General features: G+C 71.6%; 5 protein-coding genes. All 5 read left to right on the top strand.

Translation table 11 applies throughout. The features are described from left to right. Positions 1-36: 36 nt before the first annotated feature. The 5 genes from AC069T_RS30055 (at position 37) to AC069T_RS30075 (ending at position 6,559) form a co-directional block, all read left to right on the top strand. Positions 37-657, top strand: a complete 621-nt coding sequence (locus tag AC069T_RS30055; RefSeq protein ID WP_358853138.1) for a sigma-70 family RNA polymerase sigma factor — start codon at positions 37-39, stop codon at positions 655-657. A 38-nt stretch (positions 658-695) separates the two neighbouring features. Then, on the top strand, positions 696-1,469 hold the full coding sequence (locus tag AC069T_RS30060) for an anti-sigma factor family protein (RefSeq protein WP_478785737.1): 774 nt from the start codon (positions 696-698) through the stop codon (positions 1,467-1,469). Positions 1,470-1,574: 105 nt separating this feature from the next. Beyond that, complete coding sequence (locus AC069T_RS30065; RefSeq protein ID WP_478785738.1) at positions 1,575-3,971, top strand: HelD family protein; 2,397 nt, start codon at positions 1,575-1,577, stop codon at positions 3,969-3,971. A 459-nt stretch (positions 3,972-4,430) separates the two neighbouring features. Further along, the gene (locus AC069T_RS30070) at positions 4,431-5,864 is read left to right on the top strand and encodes an NAD-dependent malic enzyme (protein WP_478785739.1); all 1,434 of its coding nucleotides are present in this window, start codon (positions 4,431-4,433) and stop codon (positions 5,862-5,864) included. Between the two features lie 413 nt (positions 5,865-6,277). Next, positions 6,278-6,559: an HU family DNA-binding protein gene (locus tag AC069T_RS30075; RefSeq protein WP_007382399.1), complete on the top strand. Its 282-nt coding sequence runs from the start codon at positions 6,278-6,280 to the stop codon at positions 6,557-6,559. Positions 6,560-6,886 lie beyond the last annotated feature (327 nt).

Raw genomic sequence — 6,886 nt, forward strand, 5'->3', positions numbered from 1 at the left:
CACAGGCGTATCCGCGTCCGTACCCGGTGGTGAGCGATGGACTGGGGGACCCCGGTCGAATCGGGGACACCGGAGGTAGGCGTGCGCAAGGATTCCGCAGTGGCTGATGAACGCCCGCCAAGGGCACGACATCGTGCGTCCCAGCCCTCGGAACCGGACGAGGACCTGATGCGTGCGCTGTACCGGGAACACGCGGGCCCCCTGCTCGCGTACGTGCTGAGGCTGGTCGCCGGTGACCGGCAACGGGCCGAGGACGTCGTGCAGGAGACGCTCATCCGTGCCTGGAAGAACGCCGGTCAGCTCAATCGAGCGACCGGTTCGGTACGCCCCTGGCTGGTGACGGTCGCCCGGCGCATCGTCATCGACGGCCACCGCAGCCGGCAGGCCCGGCCGCAGGAGGTCGACCCGTCGCCGCTGGAGGTCATCCCCGCGGAGGACGAGATCGACAAGGCGTTGTGGCTGATGACACTGTCTGACGCGCTGGACGACCTGACCCCTGCTCACAGGGAAGTCCTGGTCGAGACGTACTTCAAAGGGCGTACGGTCAATGAGGCGGCCGAGACGCTCGGCATCCCCAGCGGCACGGTGCGCTCCAGAGTTTTCTACGCACTGCGGTCGATGAAGCTGGCACTGGAGGAGCGGGGGGTGACGGCATGAGCATTTACGGGGGATTCGGAACGGGTAGTCCTGGATCCATGCAGGGATCACAAGGCCCTAACGAGCACGAGACCGTCGGCGCCTACGCGCTCGGCATACTCGACGACGCCGAGGCGACCGCCTTCGAGGCGCACCTCGCCACCTGCGAATGGTGCGCCCAGCAGCTCGACGAGCTGGCCGGGATGGAACCGATGCTGGCGGCCCTGGCCGACCTGCCCGGCTCCCAGGGCACGCCGTCCATCGGCGAGTCCCTGTCCGCCCGCCCCGGCCCGCGGCTCGCGGAGCGGCTGGTCGACGAGGTCGCGGAGCGGCGTGCCCGCAAGCGCCGGCGGGGGATGTACCTGGTGGCGGCCGCGGCCGCGCTGATCATCGGCGGTCCGCTGACCGTGATGGCGGTCAGCGGGGGCGACGACACCACGCAGAACCAGGCCGGGATGGCGCACCCGACCAGCCCCGCCAAGGCGGCCTTCCAGGTCATGAAGGACAAGTCCCGGGCCACCGACCCGAGCACCAAGGTCAACGCCGTGGTCGCGACGGAGTCGAAGCCCTGGGGCACGCACGCCGTCCTGGAACTCAAGAACGTCAAGGGCCCGCTCAAGTGCTCCCTCATCGCCGTCGGCAAGAACGGCGAGCGCGAGACCGTCACCTCCTGGTCGGTCCCGAAGTGGGGGTACGGCATCGACGACGCCACGACGGAGCAGGCCAAGCAGCCGCTCTACGTGCACGGCGGCGCCGCCTTCGCCCCGGACGAGATCGACCACTTCGAGGTCATGACCTTCGACGGCAGGCGGCTCGTGGAAGTGGACGTGTGACCCTCCCGCCGCGGGACGCGTGAGCGAACCCGCGGCGGGACGTAGCCTGGCGGGCCCCCCTTCGCGTACGGTTGACGGCTGCCCAGCACGTCAGAAGGGGGCCCGGTGGCCGCTCAGGTTCAACAGCAGGCCGCGCTCGGTCCGGTCGGGGGTTCCGCCGCGCTCGACTCGGCCGCGGATTCCGTACGCGACCGGGAGATCGGCGTCGAACAGGAACACCTGGACCGGGTGTACCAACGGCTCGAGGAGAAGATCCACGAGGCCGAGTTCCTGATGAACGACGCCGCCCAGCGCGGTCAGGTCGGCACACCGGGGGCGCTCGCCGAGCGCGACGCCCAGGTGTTCCGCGCGGGAATTCACCTCAACCGCCTCAACAACGAGTTCGAGGACTTCCTCTTCGGCCGGATCGACCTGCTCCTCGGCAAGGACGGCCAGAAGGGCCCGGACGGCGCGTACACGGCGGTGGACCCGGCCGAGGGCGCCGTCCGCGAGGACAACACCGCGGAGATCGCGGAGACGCTCCACATCGGCCGTATCGGCGTCCTGGACGCCGACTACGCGCCGCTGGTCATCGACTGGCGCGCACCCGCGGCGGCGCCCTTCTACCGCTCGACCCCGGTCGAGCCGGGCCGGGTGGTCCGCCGCCGGGTCATCCGTTCCAAGGGCCGCCGGGTCCTCGGCGTCGAGGACGACCTGATGCGGCCGGAGCTGACCGCGACCCTGGACGGCCGGGAACTCGCGGTGATCGGCGACGGCGCCCTCATGGCCGCCCTCGGCCAGGCCCGCAGCCACTCCATGCGCGACATCGTGGCGTCGATCCAGGCGGAGCAGGACCTGGTGATCCGGGCGCCCGCCGCGTCCGTGACGTACGTCGAGGGCGGCCCGGGCACGGGCAAGACCGCGGTGGCCCTGCACCGCGCCGCCTACCTCCTCTACCAGGACCGCCGCAGATACGCCGGCGGCATCCTGATCGTCTCCCCGACCCCGCTGCTCGTCGCCTACACGGAGGGTGTACTGCCCTCGCTCGGCGAGGAGGGCCAGGTCGCCATCCGCGCCATCGGCTCCCTGGTCGACGGCGCCGAGGCCACCCAGTACGACTCCCCGGCGGTCGCCCGCGCGAAGGGCTCCCACCGCATGCTGAAGGTGCTGCGGAAGGCGGCCAGAGGCGCCCTGGAGACGTCCTTCGGGGGCGACGCCGGGAAGTCGACGGGCGGGGAACAGCTCGCGTTCGGCGAGGAGCCCGGCCGGCCGCAGGGGGCGCCCGCCCGGCTGCGCGTCGTCGCCTTCGGGCGGCGGGTCGAGCTGGAGGCCGCCGAGCTGGACCGCATCCGGCAGAACGCGCTCAGCGGGACGGCGCCCGTGAACCTGCTGCGCCCGCGGGCGCGCAAGCTGCTCCTGGACGCCCTGTGGGCCAGGTCCGGTGCCGGCACGCGGCACACGGACCCCGAGCTGGCCGCGGAACTGCGGTCGTCGTTCGACGAGGACATCACGTCCGAGGACAGCTTCATCGAGTTCCTGGACGCCTGGTGGCCCGAGCTGACCCCGCGGGGCGTGCTGGCGGCCATGGCCGACGAGAAGCGCCTCAACCGCTGGGCCAGGCGGATCCTCAACCCGGGCGAGGTGCGCAAGGTGGCCCGCTCGCTCCGGCGGGACGGACTGTCGGTGCACGACGTGGCCATGCTGGACGAGCTCCAGGCGATCCTCGGGACGCCCGCCCGGCCGCGCAGGAGACGTGACCTCGACCCGATGGACCAGCTCACCGGCCTGGAGGAGCTGATGCCGACGCGCGAGGAGTCCCAGCGCGAGCGGGCCGAGCGGCTCGCCCAGGAACGCACCGAGTACGCGCACGTCATCGTCGACGAGGCGCAGGACCTCACACCCATGCAGTGGCGCATGGTCGGGCGCCGGGGCAGGCACGCCACGTGGACGGTCGTCGGCGACCCCGCCCAGTCCTCGTGGTCCGACCCCGAGGAGGCCGCGCAGGCCCGCGACGAGGCCCTGGGGTCCCGCCCCCGGCGCCGTTTCACCCTGACGGTGAACTACCGCAACCCCGCCGAGATCGCCGAGCTGGCCGCCAGGGTCCTCGCCCTCGCCATGCCCGGCTCGCAGTCCCCGTCGGCCGTACGGTCCACGGGCGTCGAGCCGCGCTTCGCCGTCGCGGGGGACTCGCTCGCCCAGAGCGTCCGGGCGGAGGCGGCGCGGCTGCTCGACCGGGTCGACGGCACGGTCGGCGTCGTGGTCGCCATGAACCGGCGCGAGGAGGCGGCCCGCTGGCTCGCCGGGCTCGGCGGCCGGGTCGTGGCGCTCGGCAGCCTGGAGGCCAAGGGACTGGAGTACGACGCCACGGTCGTGGTGTCGCCCGCGGAGATCGCCGACGAGTCGCCCGCCGGTCTGCGGGTCCTGTACGTGGCCCTGACCCGCGCGACCCAGCAGCTCACCATCGTCTCGGCGGACCGGGACGAGCCGGACGCCCAGGGGGTGCCCGACCTGCTGCGGGACTGAGGAGCGAGGGGTTCTCGCGCGAGGCCGACCCGGTGACCCGGGAAGGAACTTCCGGGACGGGAATTGCCTTGCGGGGATCGTTTGTTACCTTGGACGTGACACCGGCCCGATCCAAGCCCCCGGGCCCAACCTTCGTCGCTACGAGCGACCACTTGCCGCGAGGCGAGCATGGCGGGTCGGTGTCATCAAGCGTCCGAGAGGCCCACGTCACCTGGTGACGTGGGCCTCTGGCGTGTCCCGGCCATCGCGCGTTCCGCTCCGCCCTTCCCTCCCGTCCCCTACTTCTCGTATGGTGGAAGTAGTTTTCCGAAAGTGTCCGGTCGTTGCGAACAAAACGTTCGCAACCCGGGGTGGCTACCACGTACTCCGCGGTAGGTGCGACGATCGGACGACGCCGCCGGGACGCCAGCGCTCCCGCGGCGTACGCAGCGAACACGGTGAAAGCAGAGGAAGTCGGCCATGGCAACGGCGCCCAGCGTCTCCTACTCGATGACGGTCCGGCTGGAGGTGCCCGCCAGCGGAACGGCGGTCTCCCAGCTCACCGGAGCCGTCGAGTCCCACGGAGGCTCGGTGACCGGCCTCGACGTCACGGCGTCCGGGCACGAGAAACTCCGCATCGACGTCACCATCGCGGCCACCTCGACGTCCCACGCCGACGAGATCGTCGAGCAGCTGCGCGCCATCGAGGGCGTCACCCTGGGCAAGGTCTCCGACCGTACGTTCCTGATGCACCTCGGCGGCAAGATCGAGATGCAGTCCAAGCACCCGATCCGCAACCGCGACGACCTCTCGATGATCTACACGCCGGGCGTGGCCCGCGTGTGCATGGCGATCGCCGAGAACCCCGAGGACGCCCGCCGCCTCACCATCAAGCGCAACTCCGTCGCGGTCGTGACGGACGGCTCCGCCGTGCTGGGCCTCGGCAACATCGGCCCCAAGGCCGCCCTGCCGGTCATGGAGGGCAAGGCCGCCCTCTTCAAGCGGTTCGCCGGCATCGACGCCTGGCCGCTGTGCCTGGACACCCAGGACACCGACGCGATCGTGGAGATCGTCAAGGCCATCGCCCCCGGCTTCGCGGGCATCAACCTGGAGGACATCTCCGCGCCCCGCTGCTTCGAGATCGAGGCCCGGCTGCGCGAGGCCCTGGACATCCCCGTCTTCCACGACGACCAGCACGGCACGGCGATCGTCGTCCTCGCCGCCCTGACGAACGCCCTGCGGGTGGCCCACAAGGCGATCGGCGACATCCGCGTCGTGATGTCCGGCGCGGGCGCGGCCGGCACGGCCATCCTCAAGCTGCTGCTCGCCGCCGGCGTCAAGAACGCCGTCGTCGCCGACATCCACGGCGTCGTGCACGCGGACCGCTCGGACCTGGTGGACGCCCACGCCGACTCGCCGCTGCGCTGGATCGCCGACAACACCAACCCCGAGGGCCTCACCGGCACGCTGAAGGAGGCCGTGCGCGGCGCCGACGTCTTCATCGGCGTCTCCGCCCCGAACGTGATCGACGGCGACGACGTGGCCGCCATGGCCGAGGGTGCCATCGTGTTCGCGCTCGCGAACCCCGACCCCGAGGTCGACCCGGCAATCGCCCGGCTGACCGCGGCAGTTGTGGCCACCGGCCGCTCCGACTTCCCCAACCAGATCAACAACGTCCTGGTCTTCCCCGGTGTCTTCCGCGGCCTGCTCGACGCCCAGTCGCGCACCGTCAACACGGAGATGATGCTGGCCGCCGCGACCGCCCTGGCGGACGTCGTGACCGAGGACGAACTCAACCCGAACTACATCATCCCGAGCGTCTTCAACGACAAGGTCGCGGGCGCCGTCGCCGGAGCGGTCCGCAACGCCGCGAAGGCGGCCGGGGTGACCGTGACGGACAGCACGAGCGTCTGAACCGCGCGTTTCGGGGCAACACAACTGTGTGAGACCGGCTGTGACGGGTACCACGACCGTCTGAGGCCCGGCGCGTCGCGGAACGCGCGGCCTCTGGCCGCCTTTAGGGTGGCGGCCAGGCTCGGGCCTCCCCAGGTCCTGCGGTCCGCTGCCGGGAGCGGACGGAGCGTCACCACTCCGAGGCAGTGGCGCTCTTCGTGTGACTCCCAAGGGTGTTCGTGTGACTCCCAGGGGTGCCGGATTGGCTTTCCCGCCGCAGGTGGGGGCAGGATGCGTCTTCGGGCGCGAGGGTCTGGCGACGGACCCGGGTCCGGGGACCGACCGAGGACCCTGGCAGCATCGGCTACGCCGCATCAAGTGCGGCACCGCCGCGTGGCACGCCTCAACGGCAAGAAGAACACGGGAGTAACAACATGAACCGCAGTGAGCTGGTGGCCGCGCTGGCCGACCGTGCCGAGGTGACCCGCAAGGACGCCGACGCCGTTCTGGCCGCGTTCGCCGAGACCGTCGGCGAGATCGTCGCCAAGGGCGACGAGAAGGTCACCATCCCCGGCTTCCTGACCTTCGAGCGCACGCACCGTGCCGCTCGCACCGCCCGCAACCCGCAGACCGGCGACCCGATCCAGATCCCCGCCGGGTACAGCGTGAAGGTCTCCGCGGGCAGCAAGCTCAAGGAAGCCGCCAAGGGCAAGTAAGGCCCTGACCCGGCATGACGAGGCGGCTGCCCCGACGGGGGCGGCCGCCTTTGTCGTACCCGCGTCCCCGCACGCCCCTGCCGCAACCCCGCCGGTACGGCCGTCCGGGGGCGCTTCCACGGCCGTACGGGGCCGGAAACGGCGCCCGCCATCTCCCGGGCCGCTCCGGGCCGCGGGCGGGCCCCAGAAAGCCCTGAGGGGGGGGGGACAAGCCCTTTGGCCCCCCCCCCGCGTGGTTTCCGGGGGGGGGGGGGGGGGGCCGTTGTCGCAGCTACACGGCGTGTGCCAGCCCTAGCTGCCCAAATCGCGGGCGGGCATGCCGTTGTA

The organism is Streptomyces sp. NPDC043867, assembly GCF_056435845.1.